This is a genomic window from Pseudomonas sp. K5002, assembly GCF_013386655.1.
GTDB lineage: Bacteria > Pseudomonadota > Gammaproteobacteria > Pseudomonadales > Pseudomonadaceae > Aquipseudomonas.
Window position 1 is genome coordinate 1 of record NZ_JACARK010000095.1, and the last position, 1,462, is coordinate 1,462.

Annotated in this window: 2 protein-coding genes; one reads left to right on the forward strand and one right to left on the reverse strand. The window is 63.8% G+C overall.

Translation table 11 applies throughout. The features are described 5' to 3' along the window. Positions 1 to 559: efflux RND transporter periplasmic adaptor subunit (locus HX846_RS06020; RefSeq protein WP_178965129.1), on the reverse strand; the 559-nt coding region annotated here is incomplete at its 3' end. 122 nt (positions 560 to 681) lie between these two features. On the opposite strand from HX846_RS06020, the gene HX846_RS06025 reads away from it, so the two are divergent. Further along, a partial coding sequence (locus HX846_RS06025; RefSeq protein WP_178965130.1) for an AAA family ATPase occupies positions 682 to 1,462 on the forward strand: 781 nt, incomplete at its 3' end.

Genomic DNA, 1,462 nt, shown 5'->3' on the forward strand with positions numbered 1-1,462 from the left:
GGCCCACCTCGGCCTGGCGGGCGGTGATGATGCCCGGCGCGTCGGCGACCAGCGAGGTGTAGCCCAACTGCTCGCGGGCATTGGCCAACTGCGCCTGGGCGGCGGACAGCGCACTCTGGCCGCTGCGCAACGCGGACTGGGCAGAGTCGTATTCGCTGCGGCTGGTGTAGCCCTTGGGCAAGAGTTTTTCCTGGCGCACAAACGCGGCGGCGGTCTGTTTGACCCGCGCCTGCTCGGCAACCACCTGGGCCTGGGCGGAGTCGACATTGGTCTGCAAATCTTTCGGATCGAGCTTGGCCAGCACCTGCTTGGCGCTGACGCGGTCGCCGACATCCACCATGCGCTGGATAATCTTGCCGCCGACGCGGAACGACAGATCGGTCTGCACCCGGGCCTGGATATCGCCGGTCAAGGTCACGGCGGCGGCAAAGTCGGTGGACTTCACCGTCTGCACAAACACCCGGGAATGTTCCTTGGGTTCGGCTTTTTCCTGGCCGCAACCGCTCAGCAGCGCCAGCAGGCCAAGGCCGAGGATAAATGTGAGTTTGTGACCGCCCATGCAGGCTCCTTTTGCGTGATGCCGACGTGCCAGTGTCTATGCGACTGTGAGCTTAGAACAGGGTTCCTTATCTGCATGGAGAATCCCATACTCCAGGGGTTCCCAAACCGATAATTTTTCTCATGCTCAAGACCCTCGCGGTGGCCAATTACCGCTCGATCAACAAATTGGTGGTGCCGCTGGATCGGTTGAACCTGATTACCGGCCCCAATGGCAGCGGCAAGTCCAACCTGTACCGCGCCCTGCGGCTGCTGGCGGAGACGGCCCAGGGCGGCGTGATCAACGCACTGGCCCGCGAGGGTGGGCTGGATTCAACCTTCTGGGCCGGGCCGGAAAGCATCAGCCGGCGCATGCTCAGTGGTGAAGTGGCGGTGGAGCCCATCGTGCGCCAGGGCGCCAAGCGCCTGCGCCTGGGGTTTGCCGCAGAGGATTTCAGCTATGCGATTTCCCTGGGGTTGCCCGAGAAGACCTTGTCCTATTTTTCCCTGGACCCGGAGATCAAGAAAGAATGCATCTGGGCCGGGCATGTATTTCGCCCGGCGAGCCTGCTGGTGCAGCGCTCCGGCCCGATGGTACGTGCCCGCGATGGCCGCGCCTGGGATGTACTGGCCCAGCACACGCCGAACTACCACAGCCTGTTCGATCAGGTCGGCAGCCTGCGGGGTTCGCCGGAGGTATTGCTGCTGCGCGAAAGCATTCGCGGCTGGCGCTTTTATGATCATTTTCGCAGCGACGTCGACGCCCCGGTGCGCCAGCCGCAACTGGGCACGCGTACGCCGGTGCTGCATCACGATGGGCGGGACTTGGCAGCGGCGTTGCAGACCATCCGCGAGATCGGCGACCCCGAGGCGTTGCAGCGGGCGATCAGCGATGCGTTTCCGGGCGCACGGTTGAATATCGAGC